Source organism: Shewanella sp. P1-14-1, assembly GCF_001401775.1.
Taxonomy (GTDB): Bacteria; Pseudomonadota; Gammaproteobacteria; order Enterobacterales; family Shewanellaceae; genus Shewanella; species Shewanella japonica.
Map to the genome: position 1 here is coordinate 140,995 of NZ_LKTL01000002.1, position 25,174 is coordinate 166,168.

22 protein-coding genes are annotated in these 25,174 nt (G+C 42.5%); 15 read left to right on the forward strand and 7 right to left on the reverse strand.

What is annotated here, in order from left to right; all coding sequences use genetic code 11:
* Positions 1 to 1,416, forward strand: coding sequence for an MATE family efflux transporter (locus AN944_RS01765; protein ID WP_055022858.1), 1,416 nt, complete (start codon positions 1 to 3; stop codon positions 1,414 to 1,416).
* A gap of 159 nt (positions 1,417 to 1,575) precedes the next feature.
* The gene (locus AN944_RS01770; RefSeq protein ID WP_055022859.1) at positions 1,576 to 1,938 is read left to right on the forward strand and encodes a hypothetical protein; all 363 of its coding nucleotides are present in this window, start codon (positions 1,576 to 1,578) and stop codon (positions 1,936 to 1,938) included.
* A gap of 152 nt (positions 1,939 to 2,090) precedes the next feature.
* On the opposite strand, the gene AN944_RS01775 is transcribed toward AN944_RS01770, so the two are convergent.
* The gene (locus AN944_RS01775) at positions 2,091 to 2,681 is read right to left on the reverse strand and encodes an FxsA family protein (RefSeq protein WP_055022860.1); all 591 of its coding nucleotides are present in this window, start codon (positions 2,679 to 2,681) and stop codon (positions 2,091 to 2,093) included.
* Positions 2,682 to 2,933: 252 nt separating this feature from the next.
* Here AN944_RS01775 and cutA point away from each other — a divergent pair, with 252 nt between their 5' ends.
* From cutA to AN944_RS01795, 4 genes are all read left to right on the forward strand, one after another.
* Positions 2,934 to 3,257: a divalent-cation tolerance protein CutA gene (cutA, locus tag AN944_RS01780; protein ID WP_055022861.1), complete on the forward strand. Its 324-nt coding sequence runs from the start codon at positions 2,934 to 2,936 to the stop codon at positions 3,255 to 3,257.
* The gene (locus AN944_RS01785) at positions 3,254 to 5,116 is read left to right on the forward strand and encodes a protein-disulfide reductase DsbD (RefSeq protein ID WP_055022862.1); all 1,863 of its coding nucleotides are present in this window, start codon (positions 3,254 to 3,256) and stop codon (positions 5,114 to 5,116) included. The genes cutA and AN944_RS01785 overlap by 4 nt, the downstream gene beginning before the upstream one ends.
* Before the next feature lie 154 nt (positions 5,117 to 5,270).
* On the forward strand, positions 5,271 to 6,953 hold the full coding sequence (locus AN944_RS01790) for a cation:proton antiporter family protein (RefSeq protein WP_055022863.1): 1,683 nt from the start codon (positions 5,271 to 5,273) through the stop codon (positions 6,951 to 6,953).
* A 144-nt stretch (positions 6,954 to 7,097) separates the two neighbouring features.
* Positions 7,098 to 7,892, forward strand: coding sequence for an ABC transporter permease (locus AN944_RS01795; protein ID WP_055022864.1), 795 nt, complete (start codon positions 7,098 to 7,100; stop codon positions 7,890 to 7,892).
* Positions 7,893 to 7,988: 96 nt separating this feature from the next.
* On the opposite strand, the gene AN944_RS01800 is transcribed toward AN944_RS01795, so the two are convergent.
* The gene (locus tag AN944_RS01800; protein WP_055022865.1) at positions 7,989 to 9,776 is read right to left on the reverse strand and encodes a flavocytochrome c; all 1,788 of its coding nucleotides are present in this window, start codon (positions 9,774 to 9,776) and stop codon (positions 7,989 to 7,991) included.
* A gap of 435 nt (positions 9,777 to 10,211) precedes the next feature.
* On the opposite strand from AN944_RS01800, the gene AN944_RS01805 reads away from it, so the two are divergent.
* From AN944_RS01805 to AN944_RS01820, 4 genes are all read left to right on the forward strand, one after another.
* Positions 10,212 to 12,236, forward strand: a complete 2,025-nt coding sequence (locus tag AN944_RS01805; RefSeq protein ID WP_082419848.1) for an ATP-binding protein — start codon at positions 10,212 to 10,214, stop codon at positions 12,234 to 12,236.
* The gene (locus AN944_RS01810; protein ID WP_055022866.1) at positions 12,233 to 13,606 is read left to right on the forward strand and encodes a sigma-54 dependent transcriptional regulator; all 1,374 of its coding nucleotides are present in this window, start codon (positions 12,233 to 12,235) and stop codon (positions 13,604 to 13,606) included. The genes AN944_RS01805 and AN944_RS01810 overlap by 4 nt, the downstream gene beginning before the upstream one ends.
* Before the next feature lie 332 nt (positions 13,607 to 13,938).
* A complete protein-coding gene (gene galK / locus AN944_RS01815) occupies positions 13,939 to 15,081 on the forward strand; it encodes a galactokinase (protein ID WP_055022867.1) in 1,143 nt (380 codons plus the stop codon).
* A gap of 85 nt (positions 15,082 to 15,166) precedes the next feature.
* Complete coding sequence (locus tag AN944_RS01820; protein WP_055022868.1) at positions 15,167 to 16,201, forward strand: aldose epimerase family protein; 1,035 nt, start codon at positions 15,167 to 15,169, stop codon at positions 16,199 to 16,201.
* A 100-nt stretch (positions 16,202 to 16,301) separates the two neighbouring features.
* Here AN944_RS01820 and AN944_RS01825 read toward each other — a convergent pair whose 3' ends face one another.
* Both AN944_RS01825 and AN944_RS01830 read right to left on the reverse strand, forming a co-directional pair.
* Positions 16,302 to 16,742 carry a hypothetical protein gene (locus AN944_RS01825; RefSeq protein ID WP_055022869.1) on the reverse strand — a complete coding sequence of 147 codons (441 nt, stop codon included), beginning with the start codon at positions 16,740 to 16,742 and terminating at the stop codon, positions 16,302 to 16,304.
* A 323-nt stretch (positions 16,743 to 17,065) separates the two neighbouring features.
* Positions 17,066 to 18,058 (reverse strand): NAD(P)H-quinone oxidoreductase, encoded by a 993-nt coding sequence (locus AN944_RS01830; protein WP_055022870.1) that lies wholly within the window; start codon positions 18,056 to 18,058, stop codon positions 17,066 to 17,068.
* 443 nt (positions 18,059 to 18,501) lie between these two features.
* Here AN944_RS01830 and AN944_RS01835 point away from each other — a divergent pair, with 443 nt between their 5' ends.
* From AN944_RS01835 to AN944_RS01855, 5 genes are all read left to right on the forward strand, one after another.
* Positions 18,502 to 19,296, forward strand: coding sequence for an ABC transporter substrate-binding protein (locus AN944_RS01835; protein ID WP_055022871.1), 795 nt, complete (start codon positions 18,502 to 18,504; stop codon positions 19,294 to 19,296).
* A gap of 390 nt (positions 19,297 to 19,686) precedes the next feature.
* Positions 19,687 to 20,418, forward strand: a complete 732-nt coding sequence (locus AN944_RS01840) for a DUF1538 domain-containing protein (protein WP_055022872.1) — start codon at positions 19,687 to 19,689, stop codon at positions 20,416 to 20,418.
* A 64-nt stretch (positions 20,419 to 20,482) separates the two neighbouring features.
* Positions 20,483 to 21,370, forward strand: coding sequence for a DUF1538 domain-containing protein (locus AN944_RS01845; protein ID WP_080914766.1), 888 nt, complete (start codon positions 20,483 to 20,485; stop codon positions 21,368 to 21,370).
* 3 nt (positions 21,371 to 21,373) lie between these two features.
* Positions 21,374 to 21,724, forward strand: coding sequence for a P-II family nitrogen regulator (locus tag AN944_RS01850; protein WP_055022873.1), 351 nt, complete (start codon positions 21,374 to 21,376; stop codon positions 21,722 to 21,724).
* On the forward strand, positions 21,721 to 22,122 hold the full coding sequence (locus AN944_RS01855; protein WP_055022874.1) for a CBS domain-containing protein: 402 nt from the start codon (positions 21,721 to 21,723) through the stop codon (positions 22,120 to 22,122). The genes AN944_RS01850 and AN944_RS01855 overlap by 4 nt, the downstream gene beginning before the upstream one ends.
* 75 nt (positions 22,123 to 22,197) lie before the next feature.
* Here the strand turns inward: AN944_RS01855 and rfaD are convergent, their stop codons facing one another.
* The 3 genes from rfaD to AN944_RS01870 form a co-directional block, all read right to left on the reverse strand.
* Positions 22,198 to 23,151: an ADP-glyceromanno-heptose 6-epimerase gene (rfaD, locus tag AN944_RS01860; protein WP_055022875.1), complete on the reverse strand. Its 954-nt coding sequence runs from the start codon at positions 23,149 to 23,151 to the stop codon at positions 22,198 to 22,200.
* A 76-nt stretch (positions 23,152 to 23,227) separates the two neighbouring features.
* Complete coding sequence (locus AN944_RS01865; protein WP_055022876.1) at positions 23,228 to 24,244, reverse strand: glycosyltransferase family 9 protein; 1,017 nt, start codon at positions 24,242 to 24,244, stop codon at positions 23,228 to 23,230.
* Between the two features lie 177 nt (positions 24,245 to 24,421).
* Positions 24,422 to 25,150, reverse strand: coding sequence for a single-stranded DNA-binding protein (locus AN944_RS01870; RefSeq protein WP_055022877.1), 729 nt, complete (start codon positions 25,148 to 25,150; stop codon positions 24,422 to 24,424).
* Between the last annotated feature and the right edge of the window lie 24 nt (positions 25,151 to 25,174).

A 25,174-nucleotide genomic window follows, 5' to 3' on the forward strand; every position in this document is an offset into this window, starting at 1 on the left:
ATGATAGATAAACACGGGTTACTCAGCGCACCCATTGGCCGCGTGCTATTTAACATGAGTTTCCCTAACCTTATCGGTATCCTCACCATTTATGGTGGAAGCCTTATAGATACGTTTTTCATTAGCCAATTAGGGACTGATGCGCTTACTGCTGTCAGTTTTACTTTTCCAGTCGCTGTTGTTTTTGCAAGTATTGCAATAGGCATTGGTGCCGCTGTATCAACAAACTTAGCAAGGCTCATTGGCGCAGGCCATCATGATAAGGCGAAAAACTTCTTGTTTGATGCCCTATTACTGACGTTTTTATTAGTCAGTGTCCTGGTGTCATTAGGGATTATGGCCATTGACCCATTGTTTACCCTAATGGGGGCAAACGAAAAAACGTTACCACTGATCCACGATTACATGCTGATTTGGTTCATCAGTGCTCCGCTTTTAGTCTTATTAATGGTCGGTAACCAAGGAATAAGAGCAACTGGTGACACCCGCTCACCAGCAATTATTATGTCTGTTGCCGCCATCATTAATCTGGTTTTAGATCCCTTCCTTATTTTTGGTATCGGGCCATTTCCACGATTAGAAATCCAAGGGGCTGCCATTGCGACATTGGTTTCTTGGGTCGTTTCATTTACCGTATCTGTTTATATCTTAGTGTTTAAAAAACAAATCCTCGAAATGATGAGTTTATGTAAGCTAAGGATAAAAAAGAACTGGAAAACATTAGGTCACATTGCACGACCTGCCGCCTTAATGAATATGCTAAATCCTATTGCCAATGGGGTGATATTAGCCATGCTAGCCCGAGCAGACCAAGCCGCTGTGGCAGCTTATGGTGCAGGTATTCGCTTAGAAACCTTATTTATTGTAGTCACCATGGCGATGACCTCCAGTCTTATGCCATTTGTTGGGCAAAACCTCGGGGCTGGACAACACAAGCGAGCCAAAGAGGGCATGTTGCTCGCACTACGGTTTGCATTTGTGTTTCAAAGCTTGATGTATATTCCAATATTGTTAAGTGGCGAATCCATTGCTAAGTTGTTCAGTAGCGACCCTTTAGTCATCGATTGGCTGAGTTTTTATATTCAAGTATTGCCAGCGGCGTACGGCTGGCTGGCTATCGTTATCATGTTTGCCACCTGTTTAAATGCCTACCACCGACCACTCAAGTCATTAGTCATTAATGTCATCAGGTTGTTTGGTTTGATGTTGCCACTGGCTGCTTTAGGGATGTATTTGGGCGGCGTAAAAGGCTTGCTTATTGCTATACCAGTGACTAACGTCATTATGGGAATAGCCTGTTACATAATGGCTTGCAGGATCACTGAACATCCTTCGGTTAAGTACACCAATAATAATTCAAATGGTAATAGCGGTAGTGATAGTGGCGTTACAAACTCCGCTGACAGCGTTATCTAAGCCATCTGGAATCTAACATCTGGCGCTTAAGCAACTTATCAAGATGACGATTTATTAATTTGTATTACTTGCCCAATGTGTCATAACGTAGCGTTATACAGGTTTATGTAAACGACTGTCATGACGCAAGCATTCAAGGAAGAATATGAGGAATCATTTATGAGTAAATCCATTAATGCCGCGCTACTCAATGCCTTTGTCTGCCCTGGCACAGGACATTTATATTTGGGCAAAAAGGCAATGGGTTGGGGTATTATCATCACCTGTTTTGCCAGTTTATGCGCCATGATGATTGTGGTTATCGAGCGAGCTCAAGCCATAGCCGATGATATTGTCGCAGGTAACATCGCCCTAGACTTTACAGCCATATATAGCGCAGTGCACACGAGTGTCACAGCCAACTTACCCACGTCGGCCACTTTGGCAATGTACGCCTTTTTACTCTGTTGGATTGGTGGCACCATTAGCGCTTTTATAATGGGTAAAAAAATGGATGATGCCGCTGCTCATTCCAGTGATTAATATTTGCCAAGCAGTAACAAAAAACATAACTAAAAAGCCGGCTGAGTATTCTCAGCCGGCTTTCTTTTTTAGTCGCATTTATACGAAATGGGCAGTCTTTAGTTAACTGCATCAGCATTAAGGTATATAGCGCAGTGACTTACATTGCGTCGCTATTTCGTTTTTTCATCTTCTGACTTTTCGTCGCTTTTCGGCGTAATATCTTTCACTTCAACTTGATGAGTTTCTGGGGTTAATTCACTTGGATCGAATTTACGCTCAAAGTCGCCATCGAACGTATTACCGTTATCTCCATGACGCCCTTGTTCAAATGGATTTTGACCAAAACCTTGTTGACCAAACGGGTTTTGCCCAGCTTGTCCTTGAAAACCGCCACCAGCAACAACTCGCATTTGCATGCGTTTAAAAATATAACTCGCAATCGGCGAGCGAGTGATGGGGGTAAGCAGTAATAAACCAATAAAGTCAGTCACAAACCCTGGGAATAACAGTAATAAACCAGCAGCAGCAAGCATCATACCTTCAACAATTTCTTTGCCTGGCGCTTCGCCACGCTCAAGCTTAGATTGCACAGACATCAAGGTGCTCAAGCCTTGGCTACGAACCAATGACACACCCACAATCGCAGTTAAAAACACTAATGCAATGGTATTTAATGAGCCGAACACTTCACCTACTGAAATCAGTACTGATAATTCAATAGCAGGGACAAGAATAAACACTAAAAATATAACTAACAGCATGTTGGCCTCAATTTTTTCATTGGCTATGAACGATATATGGGGGTAGTCGGGTCTTAATTCAAGACGCGTCACGATAATCATTAATGACTAATGCAACCGATTACAAAAAATCGTACAGTATTGCTTTATTGTGAATAATGAAAATTAGTTGCAATAAAGGGTCGTGATAAATATACCAGCCTTGGCAATCACCTATTTTAGGTTATTAAGCTTAAGCTAACTTTAAGATAAACCAAAGATGATAGACTCCCTATGTCAGCAGCGTATTTATTAGTTATAACAACTTGTCCTGATATTGCCAGTGCCAAGAAACTGGCTAGTGCCTTAGTCGATGCAAAACTGGCAGCATGCGTACAACTGTATCCACAAATGGAGTCAGTCTATGTATGGGAGGATGAGGTTTGTCATAGTAGTGAAGTAGGAATGCACATAAAATGTTTGGCCAGTCATTATGATGCCATTGAACAATTAGTGATCCAACAACACCCTTATGAAGTACCAGAGTTAATCGCTGTGCCGATCGCTCAAGGCTTGCCAAACTATTTACAATGGATAAAAGAAACTTCTCAATCATGAAAAAAATATTTGCGCTTATATTTACCACTTTACTGCTGCTCTCTCCTTTAGCTCACAGTGAAGACATTTTTAGCAACAGTAATAAATTCAGTTTTTTGCAAGATGAGCCTGAATTAATGCCCGTTGAAGAAGCTTTTGTATTTGATTACCAGCAAAAAGGTAATCAAGTCGCCATAAGCTTTGTCATTGCTGACGGTTATTACATGTACCGAGATAAACTGCAGTTTAGTGCAGATGGTGCGGTCATTGGCGATATCGATTTACCGAAAGGTAAAATGCATGACGATGAATACTTTGGCGAGCAAGCCGTTTACTATTCATTTGTTACATTGCCATTAGCGATAAAAGAAGCCGCTGACGATGCCAAGGTACAAGTAACCTTTATGGGCTGTGCTGAAGGCAAGCTATGTTACCCACCAACCAAACGTGATGTCATTTTAGATGCGGTTGAAGCAAACGACGGTAAAATTGCAACGAAAAAAGCCATCATCGGCGATGCTTATGCAGCAAAGAAAGCGGCTGATAACGCCTCAGAAAACACTGACACACAAGCGCCAATTACGCAACAAGATAGTTTGAGCCAGATGTTAGCTAACGACAGTCTAATGTGGACCTTAATTATCTTCTTTGGTTTAGGTATTGGATTAGCGTTAACCCCATGTGTATTCCCAATGTACCCTATTTTGTCTGGCATTATTGTTGGCCAAGGCAAGCAGTTATCAACGGCTAAAGCATTCACCTTATCGATGGCCTATGTTCAAGGTATGGCCATCACCTATTCGCTATTAGGTTTAGTGGTAGCTTCTGCCGGAATGAAGTTTCAAGCGGCGCTGCAGCATCCCGCTATCTTAATCTTCTTAGCCGTCATGTTTGTGCTATTAAGTTTATCGATGTTTGGTCTGTACGAGCTGCGTCTACCTGGTAAATGGCAAGACAAAATGAACACCCTGTCGAATAACCAAAAAGGTGGCAACCTTGTTGGCGTATTCTTTATGGGTGTGATTTCAGGCTTAGTGGCCTCCCCTTGTACTACTGCGCCGCTGTCTGGTGCGCTTATTTATGTTGCACAAAGTGGTGATCTGCTCCAAGGCTTCTTAGCCTTGTATGTATTAAGCATGGGTATGGGTGTTCCCCTTCTAATTATTGGTACATCTGGTGGTAAGCTGTTACCTCGTGCAGGTGCATGGATGGATATCATCAAGACCATCTTCGGTTTCTTACTGATTTCGGTATCGATTGTGATGGTCGGCCGTATCTGGCCTGGCGTAGTGTCTGATGTACTGTGGTCAATTTGGGGCATTAGCTTAACAGGCTACTTAATGCACCAGAATAAACTATCAGAATTTAACTGGAAGCAAACCACTCGAGGCGTGCTACTGATGCTGACTTTGCTTGCCAGTTTCTCGTATGGTTTCCAAGCGGTAATGTCTGCATTGGGGATGCAAGCGCCTTCAATGAGCACTCAAATTAGTCAAACAGCTAAAGTTGAGCATGCTGAGTTTACAATTATTAAATCTGTAGAAGATTTAGAAGTTGAGCTCGATAAGGCCAGTATTAGTGGCAAAACCGTAATGTTAGATTTATACGCCGACTGGTGTGTGGCGTGTAAAGAGTTTGAAAATATTACCTTTGTTGACCCTGAAGTGATGTCACGTTTAGATCAAATGGTGTTACTACAAGCTGATGTCACTAAGAGTGATGCGATTGATGTGGAATTGCTAGAACATTTCAGCGTATTAGGCTTACCTACCTTGTTGATGTTTGATGAAAATGGCAACCAACGTGAAGATTTACGAGTAACAGGCTTTATGGGGCCTAAACCGTTTGCTGAACACCTAGATTTATTACTTAAAAAATAATTTCACTACATAGTAAACTACTGATAAATGGTCAATTTAGTAATTAAATTGGCCATTTTTTTATTTCATACGCAATTTTTAATATCAAGTTAATTAATTTCTTATACAATCTACTTACCTACAACCTCTTTTCAACAACTAGACTTAAGGCATTATGGAACCAGCAATTTTCATTATTACCCTTCTTTGCGGCATGCTAGTCAGCCGAGTGGGACTCCCTCCACTCATTGGTTATTTAGCGGCCGGCTTCTTACTGTTTATCTTTGGCGTACAAGATGAAAGTGTTCCACTGCTACAAGAGTTAGCAGACTTAGGCGTCATGTTGTTACTGTTCGCCATTGGCTTAAAGCTGGATGTTAAAAGCTTACTTAAGTCGGAGATTTGGGCCAGTTCCAGTCTTCACTTAGTTGGCTCAATTTTATTCTTTTTACCTATCCTTAAATTGTTAGGCTTGGTTGGCTTAGATAGATTGGTTGATCTTGAAATGAACCAACTATTGCTGCTGAGCTTCGCATTAAGCTTCTCCAGTACGGTATTTGCCGTGAAAGTGCTAGATGAAAACGGCGATGGCCAAGCGTTATACGGCCGCATCGCTATTGGTATCTTGATTATGCAAGATATCTTCGCGGTGCTGTTTTTAACCATTTCCAAAGGTGAGTTTCCTTCAGTTTATGCCTTTGGTTTATTGTTATTGCCGCTGTTAAAACCGGTTATTTATAAAGTGTTTGATCGTGTTGGCCACGGTGAAATGCTTATTCTATTTGGTCTTGCTATGGCATTAGTCATGGGCGCTTGGGTATTTGAGGCAGTCGGATTAAAACCAGATTTAGGCGCCTTAATCATGGGGATTTTACTTGCTGGTCACGCTAAATCCTCTGAGCTGGCCAAATCAATTTATTACTTTAAAGAATTGTTCTTAGTGGCGTTCTTTTTAACCATTGGCTTAAATGGACTACCAACCATTGAAGATGTCGGTTTAGCAGGCCTATTGGTACTATTAGTGCCGTTTAAAATCATGCTGTTCTTTGTCATATTAACTCGCTTTAAACTGCGTGCTCGTACTTCAATGTTTGCATCGTTTAACTTAGGTAATTACAGTGAGTTTGGCTTAATCGTAGCAGCCGTTGCCGCGCAAAAAGGCTGGTTACCTGCTGAGTGGTTGATTATTCTCGCCGTAGCGTTAAGTATTAGCTTTTTAATTGCAGCGCCGCTCAATGCCAGCGTCAACCGCATTTATCAGCGTTTTCAGACAACAGTAACTACCTTAGAAAAGCACCCATTGCATCCTGAAGACAGACAAATTCCTGTCGGCAATCCACGCTTTTTAATTCTAGGTATGGGCCGCATTGGCTCGGGCGCCTACGATGAGCTTCGCAGTAAATATAAAGGCGAAATCCTAGGAATTGAACATAAACAAGATTTGGTCGATTTTCATCGTAATGAGGGCCGTAATGTTGTGCAAGGTGATGCCAGCGATACCGACTTTTGGGAAAAGCTTGAGCGTGCCCCAAGTCTAGAACTCGTGTTACTTGCCATGCCGCACCATGTGGGGAATATGTTTGCTGTAGAGCAACTGAAAAAACTGGAGTATAAAGGCAAAATTAGTGCGATAGTCCAGTACTCAGAAGATGCATTGTCACTCAAAGAGCAAGGTGTAGACAGCGTATATAACTTGTACGAAGCTGCTGGTGCAGGTTTTGTGGATAATGTAATCCATGAGTTATTAGAGCCAGTCATTGAAGACGAACAAGACAATTCACAAGACAATTCACAAGATAATTCACAAGATAAGGCTGTCGCGTCTGATGAAATAAACCAAATTCTCAGTAAGCCATAGCTTCTCAGTAATAGCATAGCGTGACACGCTAACGTGAATCTATCTGCGCCTTATGGTTTCATAAGGCCTTTTTTATGCTCATATTTTATCTACAATGCCTGTCAACGACGGGGAACTGTATTCATCAATTAAACGAGACACCAAATGGATATTAGCTGGTTAGCGCTTGGGTTATTTATGCTGGTATTAATCGCCCCCATTGCGATTAATCAGGTTTATCAGCTTCACTTGGGCAAAGATATGGCCATTGCGGTGACTCGTATGACGGTACAAATGGCGTTAATTGGTGTGTATCTGCAGTATCTTTTTCACCTTGATAACCTTTGGGTTAACCTCATTTGGCTTGTTGTGATGTTACTTGTGGGGGCTAGCGCCATAATCAGCAAGGCTAATTTACCCAAACACCCACTGATGGCGCCTGTTATATCAGGCTTAATACTAGGACTTGTGCCAATATTGCTCATCATGATGTTGTGGTTATTTCAGCCTACACCGATTTACAATGCGCAATATTTGATACCCACAGCAGGAATGTTGCTGGGAAATAGTTTAAGTAGCAATATTATTGCTCTGCAGCGATTATTTGCCGCATTTGACCAACAGCAAGCACAATATCAAGGCGCGCTTGCCTTGGGTGCAACACCTAAACAAGCGGCAGCGCCTTTTGTGCAAACAGCGCTGCAACAATCTTTTGCCCCGATTCTGGCATCGATGGCGACAACGGGATTAGTCAGTTTACCTGGCATGATGACTGGACAAATTTTAGGGGGTGTAGACCCCATAATCGCAGTCAAATATCAGATCGTCATTTTGGTTGCCATTTTTGCGACCTTAACGATTTCTGTGACAAGTTCAATTAGCTTTGCTTTACATAAACTGCTCGCGCATACAGGCAAAATGCGTTTTAACTTACTCACCAACACTGATAATCACAGGTAAACCAGACATAAAAAAGTGAGCCATGAGGCTCACTTTTTAGTTAATAACATGAAGGGGAGTCATGCTATTTTGTTACTACCGATTCAAAATTGATGACTATTTTTTTGAATAGGCTGCCGCTTGCTCACCTGCTAAGCGGCCAAAGGTAATGATGTCAGAGATTGCGTTACCACCTAAGCGGTTGGCACCATGAACACCACCTGTCACTTCACCTGCACCGTATAAACCAGGAATCACTTTCTTATCTTCTGAGAGCACTTCCGCTTTATCGTCAATTGAGACACCGCCCATAGTGTGATGCACACCTGGTGTAACTTCAATGGCGTAGTAATTACCTTCATTTAAGGCACGTGGTAAGTTCGCACGTTCAAAGTCAGTGTCTTTGCCTGCTGCAACTAACTTGTTGTATTGAGCAATCGTTGCCGTTAGTGCTTTACCATCAATACCTTCAATTTTGCCTAACTTCTCTGGCGTTTCAGCTGATGGCACGACACCAAGTTGAATGTACTTATCGATTTTCTTCAATGATTTACGCACTGAATCATCAAAGATTAAGTAAGCCACTTTATCGGTTTGATTAAGAATTGCCGCAGCAGCTTTATCACGAGTAGTGATTTCATTAACGAAGCGCTTACCTTCTTTATTAACCAAAATGGCACCGTTACCACGCACCGCTTCAGTCACCATCACCCCGCCTTTCACTGACAAAGTAGGATGCGCTTGAATGTATTGGATATCTGTCATGCCTGCACCAGCGTTACCCGCAACATCTAAACCATCACCTGTCGCACCTGGTTGGTTAGTTGAAATAAAGCCTTTTAACTTAGGATCAAGTTTAGCAACACGTTCATTGTTACGACCAAATCCACCCGTTGCCATGACGACCGCTTCAGCTTTAATCCAGTAGTAACCTTTGTATTTACCTTTAACCAGTAAACCTTCCACTTTACCTGAATCATCTTTGATAACTTCAACACCACGGGTATTCATACGCATGTCGATATCACGCTTAAGTGCATTATCATAAAGCACTTGAATGACGTGAGCTCCTACACCTGCACCACCTGTAGGACGATGAGAACGGTTAGCTGATGCGCCGCCCATACGACCAACATCATTTAAATCAGCGCCCATGCCTGTCATCCAATCAACAGAGCCTTTAGAGTGAGAGGTTAATACATCCACTAACTTAGGATCGTTTAACTCGCGACCACCTTTCATGGTGTCTTTATACATAGACTCAACGCTATCTTTAATATCTTTAGCTTTTTGTTGATCAGTCCACGCGGCGTTCATACCACCTGCAGCCAATTTAGCGTTACCACCAATCACTGGCTCTTTTTCAATCAAAATAACTTTAGCGCCTGCATCCGTTGCTGCCACTGCTGCTGAGAAGCCTGCGCCACCAGAGCCCACAACCACCACATTCACAATGTCACTTGGCGCTGCTGATAATGCCGCTTTACGATCTGCTGCATCTTTTGCTAATTCTGCAATCGTAAGTTCGTAGCGCTCCCATTTGCTGCCAAACGGCATATCAAACTCAAAGCTATGGCAAGAGTCACAATACACGACTGATTTTTCATGGCCGCTATGACATGATGTACATGCGACATCACCTGGGAAGTGAGATTCATGGGCATTATAATTTTCACGAGTATTGCTTTCTGCCACTTCCGCTAACGTGCCATGACACGACACACACTGTTCATTTTCATAAGTTAAGCTGTCATTAGACAATTCACCACTTGGTAAATGACAGCTTTCACAATCTTGATTTTCTGAGTGAAAGTCAGCAAGGTTGTCAGCTGCAATTGCGCCTCCAGCTAACCCCGCTGAGCCAAGTAGTACAGCTAACAAGGCTGCGCATCGTGTTAATTTCATGGTAACTCCTTAAAAATAGCAATGACGCTAATTCGCCTTGGCATGCTTAATCACTAAGCCATACCTTTTGCTATTGAACCTGATGTAAGACTATTTTGACTCTGGGTTAATGCGGCCTCAATCAAACTCTGCAGACTCAATTTGAAACTTTACAGCGGATCACATCTGCCATTTATGGCTATGCAAAAGCGCATAACCTCAATGGTGACTATGCATTTTTGCATAGCCTGTAGTGATCCGTGTCACAATCAATTGGTGCTGAATTTCTTGGTTCTTTCAAACTAAGACGTGTCAAAGCTTAGAAATAAACTGACTAAAATCAAGCTTGAATCTCACTGTTCATCTTTGTGTCATATTTACGCTCAATGCCACAGTTCGAAAGATTATCATTTGCTAAAGTGCAGCTAATATCTCTTGTAAATCCATTATCCTTTGATGAAATATTTTGCGCTATTACTGCTAATACTATCCATACCTGCTAATGCTGAAGAGGCAATTGTGTTTGGTGTGCACTCCACAACTGCGCCGCTTGAGTGGCGAGATAATGGCGTGGATCAAGGGTTTAATGTGGAACTCATGGAAAGCATTGGTTTACTGTTGAACAAGCCTATTACAGTGAGACGCAAGACATTTCAGCAATTAGTCAGTGACATGCACAATAGCGATAGTGATGTGGATGTGATTGCAGTTGTTAGCCCTGTTAACTTTCGTCGAGAACTGGCGCAATCCGATCCTGTGTATGCCACGCATGCCAAGGCCTTTACTTTGCAAGGTGAAGACTACATCGATAATTGGTCTGACTTAGTTGGTAAACGGGTGGCCATTAAAAATGGCGCATTTGTGGATATCTTTTTAAAAAATCAGCCACAAGATTTCACCCAAGTGAAAGTCGATTTGTACGAAACAGGCTTTCAAATGTTGATGAGTAAAGAAGTGGATGTGGTCCTAGCGGAGAATTTTGTCGCTAGACGGTTACAACCCAAATACCCATCAGTTCGCAGCGCCAGTGATGCATTAATTTTTGGTGCATTTACCTTTGTTAGTCATCCTGCCAATGCCCCGCTATTGAAAGAAATCAATGATGCTCTAAGGCAACTGAAAATTTCGGGAGAATATGACAGATTAGTCAATAAATGGTTTGGCATGGGACGAGAAAAGTTTGATATCACCTCAACTCACCAAAAGATGCTCACTTTATCTATTGTTATTTCGATAATTTCGGCAATGGGCATGCTGTATACCTTTTCCGTAAGCCGTAGTTTGAAATATCGCTCTGAAGCATTAGCGCTTGAGCTACAACAACGTAAAATCGCCGAGCAAAAAATCCGTTCATTATCGCAGCAGTTCCAAGCTGTGCTGGATGGTATCCCTCATGGAATGACCATCTTTGATAAACAAATGCAGTGCCTGTGGAGTAATGACAATAATCAGTTATTGACTCATAGCCAGTTTCATTACATTGATGGGACACCTTTTGATTTAGCTGAAAGTGTTAAAAGCGTCATTGACTCTAAAAAGTCCTTTATTGCTGACATGGGATATCTTGCTCAGTATTGGCAAGTGCAAATTCATCCAATTGCTGACGAGCAAGCCGTTGTACTACTTGAAGAAAACACTGAGCAACAGCATTTGCGCCAAGCCAATGATGAAGCCAGTCGCTTAGCCTCATTAGGCGAGTTATCGGCTGGTGTCGCCCATGAAATTAATAACCCAACCGGCATTATTATTCACTCTATTGCTCTGTTTGCCGAGGCAATGAAAGATCTGCAACCTGCAGCCGAGTATTACCAACAACAAAATCCGTTTTGGTTAATTGCAGGATTAGATCCTCAAGCGGCTTTCGCCGAGATTAACCACAGTAATGAGGTCGTAGAAGAGAGTGCTAAACGCATCTCCAGAATCGTTAATGATCTTAAATGTTACGCATTACCAAATTTGTCAGCGAACCATCAAGCTACCAGCTTAAATGAAGTGGTACAGGTAGCCCAGCGTTTAACCACCAACCAGCTTAAACGGTTCCAAGTTACCGTTGAGCTTGCTGACCCAAGTCCAATTATCAAAGGCGACGCCCAGCAGTTACACCAAGTGTTAATTAACCTTATTCAAAATGCATGTCATGCCATGGACACCACTAATGGCCATATCCATTTACGTACAGCAATGAAAGGCAAAGCTGCCTATGTCAGTGTTGAAGATAATGGTGCAGGCATGGACAAAGCGACGCTGAAGCGGATCACTGAGCCATTCTTCACGACACGTCGCTCATACGGTGGAAGCGGCCTAGGGCTCTCGGTGTGCAGCCGCATTTTAAAAGAGCATCACGGTGAGATGAAAGTCACTTCAACACTCAATCAAGGTAGTCAGTTTACTTTGGTGTTTAGTGCCATCGAACCTGAACAATCTGCGCCTTTTTCGCCAATAAGCTCATCAACAACAAATAGCAGGAAGCCAATACAGTGAAACTCGCACGTAATATCTTACTCGTCGACGATGAAGCCTCATGGCTACGTACACTATCAGTGACCTTAAATCGTTTAGTACCCGAAGCTGTTATCGACACCTGTGTTGATAGCCGCCAAGTGATGAGTCGATTAGAAGGCACTGACTACGCCCTTGTGTTACTTGATTTAACGATGCCATTTCATTCGGGCGAAGATTTACTCGAGCAAATCCGCCTTGAGTATCCCAACACTCGAGTGATTATTGTTACTGGTGTCAATGAAGTAGAAACAGCGGTGCGCTGTATTAAACATGGCGCTTATAACTACTTTATTAAAACTGATGATGTCGCTGAATTAGCATTAACGGTGCGCCGTGCTTTAGAAGTCGTCGGACTAGAGCGTAATTACCATAGAATAAAAGAAAGCTTTTTAAGCAAAACGTTAACCCAGCCCAGTGCGTTTAATAATATTCTGACCTGCGAGCCAGCCTTGCTTGATCAATTTCGCTATTTAGAAGCGGTGGCTTTTAGCCCTGAGCCAATACTTATTTACGGTGAAAGTGGCACAGGCAAAGATGAATTTGCAAAGAGTTGCCATCAGTTATGCAGCCCTGATGCCCCTTTTATTAATATCAATTTAGCAGGAATAAGTGAAAGCGCTTTTGAACTTCAGGTCTTTGGGCGCTTAAGCCAAGAACCAGGCCAATCGCAAGCTGGCGCATTACACCAAGTAGGCAAAGGGTTGCTCTACCTTAATGAGATTGCAGATTTGCCTTTATCATGCCAAGCGAAGCTTGTTGATATTTTGCAGCAAAAACAATATTACCCAATGGGCAGTGACAGACCCTATCCAGTCAATTGCCGCATCATAGCTTCCACTCAACAAGATTTACTCGCCTTAAGCCAAGAAGGTAAATTTAGGCGTGATTTGCTCTATCGCTTACGTGCCCATAAAATCCATTTACCCCCTTTAAGGCAGCGCAAACTTGATATATCGATGTTGATTAATCATTTTATCGCACAAGCTGCTGAAGAAATGAACACAACGCCGCCGCATCAACCAAGCGATCTAGCGACACAGCTTCAAGATTATGACTTCCCTGGTAACTTACATGAGCTCAAAGGCATGGTGTTCGATGCAGTAAGTCGCAGTGATGGAGTGCAGTTAACCATCTCCCCATTTATGGAAGCGATTAATGCACTTAAATCATCAAACTCTCCTAAAGGAAATCGGATTATTTTTCCGCAGACTTTACCGACCTTAGCCGATATGAGCCAAGCCTTGATTGATGAAGCAATGAGCCGTACGGCAAATAATCAAACCGCAGCCGCGCAAATGTTAGGTATCAGTCAGTCGGCATTAAGTCGACGAATAACAAAAAAAGAGTAACTCGATTCATGATGAAGGTTGTCTAAAATGGGCGCTTGATACTGGTTAATCTAGACGGCTGTTGTTCTTTAAACGAAATAATAGCCGCATTAGAATAGTCCTTTAAGATAAGCAGCTACACCAAACGACATGAATTTACTTAATAAATATCCATTTTCGGTCAGAAATGGAATCAAAATAGTGAATCCTAGTTACACCTCCGACCAATCGTGATATAAATCACATATCTATCGGACAATTAACTCAATTTAGTCTAAGTTTAAAGTTAAGTAGTCAATTCGATACTCGTAAAAATATCTAAGTAATTCGGCATTCTTTGGAACTGTAACTGTATGTCTAATCCTGCTCAAAAAGCCATGAAGTTGTTTGTACAAACATTTGGAACTACGGCTGACGACCTTTATCAAGCACCAGGTCGCGTCAATATTATTGGCGAACACACGGATTATAACGAAGGATTTGTTTTACCCGCTGCAATTAACTTTCACACTGTCATCGCTGTTAAAGAGCGTAGTGACAATACATTTCGTGCTGTAACTGATGCGTTTCCGGGTCAGATAATACAGTGGAAATTTGGTGAAGAAAGTACCAGCCAAGACAGTAATAGCTGGGGTAATTATTTAAAAGGATTTACCGCGTCGATGTTTCAATCGGGCCTAAAAGCAAAAGGGCTTGATTTAGCGATTGTTGGCAATGTGCCTTTAGGTGCCGGCATGTCATCTTCTGCTGCCTTAGAGGTCGCTTTTGGCACCGCTATCAGCTATGCCAGTCAACTGCACTTATCACCACTTGCTATTGCCCAAATAGCGCAACGTGGCGAACACCGCTTTATAAAAACAGAGTCAGGAATTATGGATCAAACCATTAGCGCCTTGGCTGAAGCTGATCATGCCCTGCTCATTGATTGTTTAGAGCTTGATAGTGAGCCTGTCTCGATCCCTGAAAATCTCAGTTTATTAATTGTCGATCCACATATCGATCGCCAAAGTTTAATAGAACGATTTGAAGCACGCAAAAAAGAGTGTGCCGAAATTAACGACCTATTAGCCATTGAGTCATTAAGAGAAGTCAGTTTGGTGCAGCTAAATCGTGAAAAGCATGCACTAGGTGACACGCTATTTTGTCGAGCAAGGCATGTGTTAACTGAGAATCAACGTACTGTAAATGCTGCTAGAGCACTTGAGCAAAATGATATAACACGTTTCAGTCAGTTGATGGCACAATCTCATGACTCAATGAAAACCGATTTCGACATTTCCACGCAAGAAATCGATACCCTTGTCGGTATTGTTAAAGACGTCATTGGCAACCGTGGCGGTGTTCGTATGAGTGATGGCTGCGTTGTAGCCTTAATTGATCATGAACTTACCGATGCTGTTGTCAACGCTATTGAAGCCAAATACCCAGAACAAACGGGGCTTGAGGCCATTATTTATTTATGCTCAGCCAGTGATGGTGCAGGCAGAATCGACTAAATCACTAAAGCATCAGCTGGCAGTGTCTAATAGTGAATGTAGCGGCTGCCACACGGCTTAATTATCTCATCAGGAAGAGACTACAATGATTGAAATCACGGCATTGGAGCCATGGCAAGACCCTCGTGGTGGCAGCATCGAGCGTGTCCGAATCGATAACGGCAACATCGCAATCGAAATTCTAAGCCTAGGTGGGATCATTCGTGAATTATGGACTGCAGATAAATTTGGACAGCGTCAGAACATTGTACTGGGTTGTGATAGTGTCGCTGACTACTTAGCTCAGCAAGCCTATTTAGGAGCGATTGCAGGTCGCTATTCTAACCGTATCGCTAATGGTCAATTGCATTATCAAGGGCAAGACTATCAACTAGACATTAACCAAGCGACAAACTGCTTACATGGCGGTCGTGACGGGTTTCATTTAAAGCAATGGCATATGGAAACCTTAGCTGATGGAGTGCGGTTAACGGTCGACAGCCCTGATGGAGAAATGGGCTTTCCTGGGCTATGTAAAGTTCAGCTAGACTACCGTTTAGAAGGCAATAATTTACTTATCGACATGCAAGCTCAGGTCGATAAAGCCTGTCCTATTAGTTTAACTCAGCACAGTTACTTTAATTTAGAAGGCGCTGATAGTGAGACGAATGTGGATCATCACATTCAAGTCGATGCCCAGCAATATTTAACAATGAACGATGTCGGCGTGCCTACCTCAATGGATGAAACGCTCGGCAGCGACTTAGATTTATCAAAACCGACGCCTTTTTCTGAGCAGACACAGCGAGCAGCATTAAGCGCTACCAATGGTTTTGACCATTGTTATGTATTAGCTCAGACAAATCATGATCTTGTTCGCTTTGGTTGCCTATCAAGCCCTAAAAGCGGCCGCACTATGACCATCTACACTGATCAGCCTGGCGTTCAGTTATATGGGGCAAACTTCCTTGAGGGAACAAAAGGTTTTAAAGGGGAGATTTATCAATCCCATCGCGCTGTATGTATTGAGCCGCAGATGCTACCAGACTCTCCAAATCAACCCCACTTACCGGGTGAGCCGTGGATTGCTGCTGGTGATACTTATCACCATCACACTCGCTATGAATTTGGTGTGCTATAAGCCCTGAGAATTCGCCATAAAAAAGGCGCTACCCTTAAGGGAGCGCCTTTTTTATTGTAATGACAATACTATAGTCAACCAATGCCGTTTTGCATTGATGCTACCTGTCGTCGTCACCATCATCACTCATACTGGCTTCAAAACCCGTATCTTCAAATTCCATATCGTCATCAGCATCCATGACATCATCCATTGGCTCGTCGGGAACAACCGGCGCCTTACTTTTCACTTCAGGTGCTGAATCTGGCACTGAAGATAGTTCAATATGTGCCTCATGCTTTGCCATAAACTCAGCTCTAGCGGCTTGCCATGCTGCATCATGTTCAGCTTTTGCCGCAGCAAGTTGCGCATCATCAAGTTCATGAAGATTCACTTTAACAATATCTTCGACATACTCACCAATGGTATTTCGACTCGCATTGAATAAGTAGATCCGTCCAGGTGACGCGTCAGGTAAACGGTTATCATGAACGACGATTGACGTGCCTCTTGCAGTTCTTAATTCACCGAACCACACTTGTTTTTTTGCAGTGTTATACATATATGCTAACGCCCTTAAATCAACACATACCTTTAAAAATGTACTGATGAGTACATCGTTTAATAAATAAACCATACAGTTAACGCATGACTATTGAGGGTAATTAATCAAAAACTTCTTCAAAAATCAACTGATGTTTTATGAAGTTTTTGATATTTTGAACTCAACAATAAAATCGATATCATAGTGAGCTAGGCGATTCACCTACCCGCATATCAATCGCTAATAATCAGACAATATGGCTGAAAATTAACCCTCTCATACACGCTCAAATTTAGCCCAAAATACGTAAGCTTCAAGTTCTCAATTCGAAAAAATCTGTTCTATATCACTTTCAATACAATTTTACCTTGATGCTGTCCTGACTCCATATATTGATGTGCTGCGATAACCTCTTCAAAGGCAAAGATCTTATCCAGCTTGATGTTAATTGAGCCACTATCAAGTAATGGCCAAATTTGCGCTCTCAGTGCTGCAGCAATGTCAGCTTTCGCTTCAACACTTTGCGGCCTCAAGGTGGAACCTGTCCAGCTGATCCGCTTTGCCATGAGTCTAAAAATATCCACTTCAGCTCTTATTCCCCTTTGCATGGCGACAGTCACCATTCGGCCATCCGTTGCCACCACTTTGAGGTTTTTATTTACAAAATCTCCACCCGCTATATCAAACACCACATTGACTCCTTGGCCACCTGTCGCATTAAGTATCGGCTCGACAAAATCTTGTGTGTGATAATTAATGGCAAGTTCTGCACCCTGTTGCAGACAATATTGGCACTTTTCATCAGAACCAGAAGTGACAAATACGCGTGCTCCCATTGCCTTAGCGATTTGAATTGCTGTTGTTCCGATACCACCTGAGCCACCGTGAATTAATACAGACTCACCTTTACTCAACCCTGCTCTGATCATCATGTTGCCCCAAACCGTAAAGCAGGTTTCGGGTAGTGCAGCAGCTTGCTCAAAGCTATAACCTTTAGGAATAGGTAAACAATGACTAGCAAACGTCACGACTTGTTCGGCATAGCCGCCACCTGGAACTAAGGCACATACTTTATCGCCAGCTTGCCATTGATAAACACCTTCTGCGACAGCAATAATCTCACCTGACACTTCTAAGCCTAAAATAGGACTAGCCCCTTTGGGGGCTGGATATGCCCCTTCTCGCTGCTTAATATCGGGGCCGTTTACACCTGCAGCATGGACGTTAATGACAACCTGATCCGACGTTAATGCTTGAGTGATTAAGTCATCTTGAGATTGTGCAATATTCATAACTTCTGCGCTTCCAGGCTCAGTAAAAGTAATATATTTCATGATATAAACCTCAATAATAGTCAGTCGCACAAGGATGAAACAAGCACCAGAATGTGACCAGATGGACAACATGACCTTGAAACAATTTAGCCTCTAGACACCTTCAACTCGAAAACTGCGCCGAGACAAAAGCATGAAGATAGCATTGCTACATAACTTATCAATAACTCACGACGATTAACGATTTCGCTTTACAAAACTGGCAAAAATACCAAGAACGATTAAATTTAATCTAATAGATTGCCGCTTTAAGATACAATAACTCAAAGAGTTAGACTCACTGCTTAACCTTATGACTTCAAATGTACACGAAGTAACTTATTACTCGGGAAGATTTAGTTATACTGTTCTCTATTGACTCAACAAACTAATAATGGGTTGCTTGTTAGGCCTGTTATGAGTTGCGAACACATAAACTGACTGGAATTTATATCATTGTGAAAATGACGCTAAACACAGCCTTAACTAAGTTGTTCGCTTGCACTACAGCATGTCTATTGTGCCTTAGTAGCCTTTGGTCAGCGTCTTTATCTGCCAAGCCCCTTTTAATCGCATCTGATATTTGGTGCCCTTACGTATGTGAAGGTCAAACAGGCTATGTCACTGAATTAACCAAAAGGGCTTTTGCTGAAATGGATCAACCGGTTCATTTTATCGCAGTGCCATTCAATCGTGCTTTAAAAGAAGTCCAACACGGAAATATTGATGCAATCTTAGCCGTCACGCCAGAACATGTTAGCCAATTTAATTTATATACTGATGAAGTCGTTGTGGGTTATGCCAGCAAAGATTTCTACACCACTACAGGGTTTGCTTGGCAATTTAATCAGCTTGAAGATTTAGATAACGTGCAAGTTGGTATCATTCGTGGTTATGACTATGGCGAGCGATTAAACGATAAAATTGCCAATTCAAATCGTTTCTACATTGCGACTGGAAACCAGCCGTTAACCATGAACCTAAAAAGGCTTATCAAAGGCCGTTTTCATGTCATGCTGGGTAATAAAGTGGTTATTCAAAACACGGCTGAAAAGCTAGCTCTAGATGATCAAATTCGCTTTGCAGGTACCTTCGGTGAACCATTGCCTTTGTATGTAGGCTTTAACCAAGGCGCGACTAAAGCTGCCAAAATGTTTAATCAAGGGCTAACTAAGCTCAAAAAAACGGGGGAATACCAACAAATATTGGATAAATACAATATTGAGCACCCAGCAGATCCATTAGCGCTAACTCCTTAATTTTAAATGGCTAAGCTTTACAATACCCTAGTTATACACGCCCTAGTTATACATGCCTTGCACTGAACGACTCTCCCAATGATGCTTATCCAACAAAATACATAAGCATTATTTTACCGCCTCATTTGACTCCCCCCCACAATTAGCACCTTTTAGGTTTGATTGTTTATTGCAAATACCCTCGGTTCGATTCACCTAGCGCACATTTTCAAAGACAAATTGATCTAGCTCAAAACTATTGCAACTTTTGTTAAATTTCTGTTGCCTCAATGTATAACCTTGGCAAACTGAATACATAAGTTAGACCATTCCAATAAGGCGTTTTCTTTTCCCTATACGCGAGGAATTACGCTTAAGCGATTGTCATTATTAACTTTCACAGGAGGTGGAATGAGCGGATTAGTTAAGTTATTACAATCTATGCTCGGCAGTTTTCGAGATTTAGTCCCCATTATTTTAGTGGTGAGTTTTTTTGAAATTTTTATCCTCCAACAAGCTCCTGATAACCTTTTTTCTATCCTTGTCGGTGTCATCTTTATCGTTTTAGGACTGACTTTTTTTGTGTTCGGATTAGAAATGGGCCTATTCCCAATCGGTGAGTCCTTAGCTCATGCCCTTGCTCGCAAAGGTAGCACTTTCTGGTTAGTCATTTTTTCTTTCTCACTCGGCTTTGGCACGACCCTAGCAGAACCCGCGCTGACCGCTGTGGCAGCTGAAGCGGCTGAAGTCGCAGCAGAAGGTGGCGCCATTGCCGCCACAGAAGCAGCAATGGACAGTTATGCGATGGGACTGAGATTAACGGTGGCAGTCTCCGTTGGCTTAGCCATCTTGCTTGGAGTAATCAGGATAGTTAAAGGCTGGCCAATTCATTACTTGATCATCGGTGGCTACATTATTGTCATGATCCTCACAAGCTTCGCCCCAGAAAATATCATCGGCATCGCTTATGACTCGGGTGGCGTGACCACGTCAACGATTACAGTGCCATTAGTGACGGCATTAGGCGTGGGCTTAGCCACTGTGATTAAAGGCCGAAACCCAATGTTAGATGGCTTTGGACTCATTGCTTTTGCAAGTTTAACGCCGGTAATTTTTGTCTTACTTTACGGCATGGTGTTATGACAATGATGTGCAATAAAGACATTACTTTACTTAATGAGCAGGTACAATTTGCCAAGGAGGCCAAATGACGTGGCTTTATCAGTTATTAGAAACCTTGCTGCTCACAATGCGAGATGTGATCCCGATAGCCATAATTCTATTTGGATTCCAATTAGGTGTACTTAAACGTCCTATAGCTAACTGGAAAACGGTGGTGCTTGGGTTTGTTTATGTCACCTTCGGGTTAAGCTTTTTCTTAGTAGGACTCGAACTGGCGCTGTTCCCAATCGGTGAAAATCTTGCAAATCAGTTAACCTCACCAGAAATTTTGCACCCTGATGGTTCTGCTGGGCCTTACATCTGGCAAGACTATTTATGGGTGTATGTCTTTGCTGCCGCTATTGGATTCAGCACCACCATTGCCGAACCCTCATTGATTGCAGTCGCTATTAAAGCGAACGAAGTGTCAGGTGGCACGATTAGCACTCAAGGGTTACGTATTTCGGTGGCAATTGGCGTGGCTTTCGGCATCTCGCTAGGCTGTTTTCGCATCGTCGTTGGTGACCCAATCCATTATTACATCATGGCAGGTTATGTGGTGGTAGTGATCCAAACCTTCTACGCACCTAAATCCATCATCCCACTCGCGTATGATTCAGGTGGCGTCACCACTTCAACTGTTACCGTGCCCCTGGTCGCAGCATTAGGTTTAGGTTTAGCCTCAAATGTTGAAGGACGTAATCCACTTATTGATGGCTTTGGGCTTATCGCTTTTGCCAGTTTGTTCCCCATTATTGCTGTAATGAGCTACGCCCAACTTGTAGCCTGGCTAGACAAACGAAAATCCCAAGCAATTGATGAAACTGAGCTCAATGAAAAAAATGCAGCCGTTCCAGCAGATATATCAGAGGCACTTCCTAGTTCAGCAGTGCCAACATCAACAATAAAAAATAATCATTCCATTAAGGAGTAATAAATGCGATTTAAGTTAATTATCGCTTTTGTTGACGACATCACGACAGACACTGTACTTGATGCCGCCCGAGAAGCTGGCGCTACTGGCGCCACAGTTATCAACCATGCTAGAGGTGAAGGGCTAAAGAAAAAGAAAACCTTCATGGGCTTAGGCTTAGATGTTCAGCGTGATGTGATTTTATGGCTAGTAGAAGAGCATATGAGTCGCCATATTTTAGAGACAATATGCGAGGTGGGAGGGTTTAACACTAACCCAGGCCAAGGTATTGCGATTCAAATTGATGTTGAAGATGCCGTTGGTGTTGCTCATCAAGTTGAAAAACTCACCAATGATATTAAGGATCAAATATGAAGCCGACAACGCCTATTAAAAATCGAGATGTATTGATGAATCAATACGCTATGATTGACGGTATGCTGACCATTAGTGAAGCCATTGCCATCGCGGTGGAACAGAATGTCTCTATTTTGGTCGTCAACAAGCGTAATGAACATGATGAATATGGCATGCTATTGCTCAGCGATATTGCCAGAAAAGTCCTCGCAACAAATAAGTCACCGGAGCGAGTTAACGTATATGAAATCATGATTAAGCCGGTGATGGCTGTCAGTGCAGATATGGATATCCGTTATACCGCTAGGCTATTTGATCAATTCCAAATCAATAAAGCACCTGTGGTTGAAAACAGCAACATTATTGGCTTTGTGACTTATGACGATATCGTGCTTAAAGGCATGGTTAGTCAATAGCATTAGGGTTTTGCCAATAAAAAAGCCTTGATGATTGACTCATCAAGGCTTTATAGATTTGCCATCAATCTATGATTACTGACCGATAAAATGTTGGTCTTTTAGCCAATCTAAATACTCAGGCACTGCTTGTTCAACCGTTTTGAAGACATGGTCGCAACCCACTGAACGAAGCAAGGTTAAATCTGCTTGAGTATAGCTCTGGTAAGCACCCTTTAATTTATCAGGGAAAGGAATGTATTCAATGTCGCCTTTACCATGGTACTGAATAACGGCATTTGCTACATCATTAAAGCTTTGCGCTTCACCTGTTCCGCAGTTAAACACGCCAGACACTGACTTGTTCTGCCATAACCAAATGTTCACTTTAACGACGTCTTCAACAAACACGAAATCACGTAGTTGCTGACCATCTTCATAGCCATCCACACCGGCAAATAAACGACAAACGCCGTTCGCTTTGATTTGGTTATTAAAGTGGAATGCTACACTCGCCATGCCGCCTTTATGCTGCTCTCTAGGACCGTAAACGTTAAAATAACGAAGACCTGCAACTTGGGCAGTTGTGTCTTGTTGACGGACGTATTGGTCAAACAAGAACTTAGAGTAAGCATACACATTTAGCGGTTTTTCAACTTCGCGCTTCTCAACAAAAGTGTCACTACCACCGTACACAGATGCCGATGATGCATAGATAAATTGCACATTATTTGCTTGGCTATAATGCAGTAATACTTTTGAGTATTCATAGTTGTTTTGCATCATAAACTTGCCATCCCACTCAGTGGTCGATGAACATGCTCCTTGATGGAAAATCACTTCTAATTTACCGTCAAACTCGCCCGCTTTAATGCTGGCTAAAAAGGCATCTTTATCTAAGTAATCAGCGATTTCGCAATCGGCTAAATTAAACATTTGCGTGCCATCAGTAAGATCATCGACGGCGATGATATCTGTACGGCCCATTTCATTAAGCGATTTAACTAAATTACTACCGATAAAACCTGCAGCACCTGTAACCACGATCATAAGCTCAATTCCTGTGTATTGGCGTGAACATACATCACGCTTAAACCAAATCTTGTTTTGATAGCCTTAACTTAACTTAACGGCTAACGTCTGAATAAAATGAATCTAAAAACGCTGCAGCCTCAGTGGCTGCCTTGTCAAAATCAACTAACGCCATATTGCGACCCGTTCTTTTTCCAACAGGCGGTGTATAAGATAAACGGCGATCATCCGCTGATAACGACTGCCAACGTATATGCGGTGCAGAGCGTCTGCCTGCATAAAACCCTAATGTCGGCACATTGTGTAGACCTGCTAAATGCAAAGGCCCGGTAGAGCCTGCGATAAACATATCAGCAGCCACTAATGACTCAGCAAATTCGCTCAGGCTCGATAATGGTTTGGCTTTTTCAACCTTAATGCCTTTTTCAGACAAAATAGCGACCATTTCGTCGGCAAGCACTTCTTCTTGGCCGCTGTAAGTGACCACAAATCGGCAATCTAACGCAGTACGCTGACTAATATCAATAAGCATATTCGAAAATGACTCAACAGGCACCCCGCCCGACGAGCCACCTGTACCAGGGTGAGCGAAAATCAACTTTTCTTCACCCTGTTTATTGTAATACTCTTGCCACTTGTGCTTTTTATTGCTCATATCCCAAAAAGGTCGTTTCACTTCTGGAATAGGGTAATTGTGCTCTTTTAGAAAGTGCTCAACAACATTACAACCTCTTCGCCAAACAGAAATGCCATCTTGATATTGTGCGTTGGTTCTGTGTTTATAGAGATATTGGTACCAATTTAGCGTGGGAACCAGTACATAAGGAATTCGAGCGGGTTTAAGTAGTTTATAAACTCGGTATTGAGACAATGAAACGATAGCGGCATCGTAATGTTGCTCTTTAATCAGCTCTGCAATAGCGGCGTCATCACCTGTATCAACTAAGACGTTATCCACATGAGGGCATGCCTCGGCAAAACTTTTCACTACAGGAGCAACAAATACGTCAATTGTTGCGTCCGGTATTGCCTGTTTTAACATGCTAAGTGCGGGCCACTTCGTGGTGAAGTCACCAATTTTATCATGTCTAACATACAGGATTTTTTTCATTTACTCAGTTCCTAAACTCTTTGTTATCCGTCAAAATAAACCAATGAATGTTTCATTTTATACCAACAAAGCGTGCTTCACACTCATCATCAATCAAACTTGTTAATGAACAACAAAAAATCCCTGCATAACAGGGATTTTAAATATCACTTCGATTAATCCAACAAATACTGTGAATTAGAACGGGATATCGTCATCCCAATCACCGCCTAAATCTGGCGTAGTGTTCTGCGGTTGTGGTGTTGGCGCAGGACGCTGTGCTGGAGCAGATTGTTGCTGGAAACCACCTTGCTGTTGTTGAGCAGGTTGTTGGAAACCGCCTTGTTGCTGGGCAGGTGCTGGACGTTGAGCAGGCTGCTGGTAACTACCTTGCTGCTGCGCTGGCGCTTGAGGCTTAGGCGTGTAAGCAGGCTTTTGAGCTGCTTGCTGTTGAGCAGGCTGCTGATAACCAGCTTGAGATTGCTGCTGTTGGCCGTATCCGCCTTGAGATTGCTGTGCACTTTGCTGAGGCGCATTACCATAGCCACCTTGACCTTGGTTCATACCACCTTGCTGACCGCCTTGGCCACGGCTATCAAGCATTTGCATTTCCATTGCATTGATTTCGGTTTTGTAGCGATCTTGACCCGTTGTCTGATCCTGCCACTTGCTGGTTTGCAGTTTACCTTCTAAGTAAACTTTAGAACCTTTTTTCAGGTATTCGCCAGCTACTTCAGCTAGTCGACGGTACATCACAATGTTGTGCCATTCAGTGCGTTCTTGTTGCTGACCTTGTTGGTCTTTCCAAGATTCACTTGTTGCTACAGTAAAGTTAGCGACTGCGTTACCGTTTGGCATGTAACGAACTTCAGGATCTTTACCTAAATTACCAACCAAAATTACTTTATTCACACCACGACTGGCCATTGAAATCTCCTGCGATTTACCATG

What these genes read in the sequence shown, in the direction of transcription:
- AN944_RS01865 (WP_055022876.1), bottom strand. Translation starts at nt 24,244, where the DNA reads ATGAAAAAAATCCTGTATGTTAGACATGATAAAATTGGTGACTTCACC.
- AN944_RS01775 (WP_055022860.1), bottom strand. Translation starts at nt 2,681, where the DNA reads ATGCTGTTAGTTATATTTTTAGTGTTTATTCTTGTCCCTGCTATTGAA.
- AN944_RS01825 (WP_055022869.1), bottom strand. Translation starts at nt 16,742, where the DNA reads ATGTATAACACTGCAAAAAAACAAGTGTGGTTCGGTGAATTAAGAACT.
- AN944_RS01770 (WP_055022859.1), top strand. Translation starts at nt 1,576, where the DNA reads ATGAGTAAATCCATTAATGCCGCGCTACTCAATGCCTTTGTCTGCCCT.
- cutA (WP_055022861.1), top strand. Translation starts at nt 2,934, where the DNA reads ATGTCAGCAGCGTATTTATTAGTTATAACAACTTGTCCTGATATTGCC.
- AN944_RS01790 (WP_055022863.1), top strand. Translation starts at nt 5,271, where the DNA reads ATGGAACCAGCAATTTTCATTATTACCCTTCTTTGCGGCATGCTAGTC.
- AN944_RS01850 (WP_055022873.1), top strand. Translation starts at nt 21,374, where the DNA reads ATGCGATTTAAGTTAATTATCGCTTTTGTTGACGACATCACGACAGAC.
- AN944_RS01820 (WP_055022868.1), top strand. Translation starts at nt 15,167, where the DNA reads ATGATTGAAATCACGGCATTGGAGCCATGGCAAGACCCTCGTGGTGGC.
- AN944_RS01870 (WP_055022877.1), bottom strand. Translation starts at nt 25,150, where the DNA reads ATGGCCAGTCGTGGTGTGAATAAAGTAATTTTGGTTGGTAATTTAGGT.
- AN944_RS01845 (WP_080914766.1), top strand. Translation starts at nt 20,483, where the DNA reads ATGACGTGGCTTTATCAGTTATTAGAAACCTTGCTGCTCACAATGCGA.
- AN944_RS01795 (WP_055022864.1), top strand. Translation starts at nt 7,098, where the DNA reads ATGGATATTAGCTGGTTAGCGCTTGGGTTATTTATGCTGGTATTAATC.
- AN944_RS01855 (WP_055022874.1), top strand. Translation starts at nt 21,721, where the DNA reads ATGAAGCCGACAACGCCTATTAAAAATCGAGATGTATTGATGAATCAA.
- AN944_RS01800 (WP_055022865.1), bottom strand. Translation starts at nt 9,776, where the DNA reads ATGAAATTAACACGATGCGCAGCCTTGTTAGCTGTACTACTTGGCTCA.
- AN944_RS01765 (WP_055022858.1), top strand. Translation starts at nt 1, where the DNA reads ATGATAGATAAACACGGGTTACTCAGCGCACCCATTGGCCGCGTGCTA.
- AN944_RS01830 (WP_055022870.1), bottom strand. Translation starts at nt 18,058, where the DNA reads ATGAAATATATTACTTTTACTGAGCCTGGAAGCGCAGAAGTTATGAAT.
- AN944_RS01785 (WP_055022862.1), top strand. Translation starts at nt 3,254, where the DNA reads ATGAAAAAAATATTTGCGCTTATATTTACCACTTTACTGCTGCTCTCT.
- rfaD (WP_055022875.1), bottom strand. Translation starts at nt 23,151, where the DNA reads ATGATCGTGGTTACAGGTGCTGCAGGTTTTATCGGTAGTAATTTAGTT.
- AN944_RS01805 (WP_082419848.1), top strand. Translation starts at nt 10,212, where the DNA reads ATGAAATATTTTGCGCTATTACTGCTAATACTATCCATACCTGCTAAT.
- AN944_RS01835 (WP_055022871.1), top strand. Translation starts at nt 18,502, where the DNA reads ATGACGCTAAACACAGCCTTAACTAAGTTGTTCGCTTGCACTACAGCA.
- galK (WP_055022867.1), top strand. Translation starts at nt 13,939, where the DNA reads ATGTCTAATCCTGCTCAAAAAGCCATGAAGTTGTTTGTACAAACATTT.
- AN944_RS01840 (WP_055022872.1), top strand. Translation starts at nt 19,687, where the DNA reads ATGAGCGGATTAGTTAAGTTATTACAATCTATGCTCGGCAGTTTTCGA.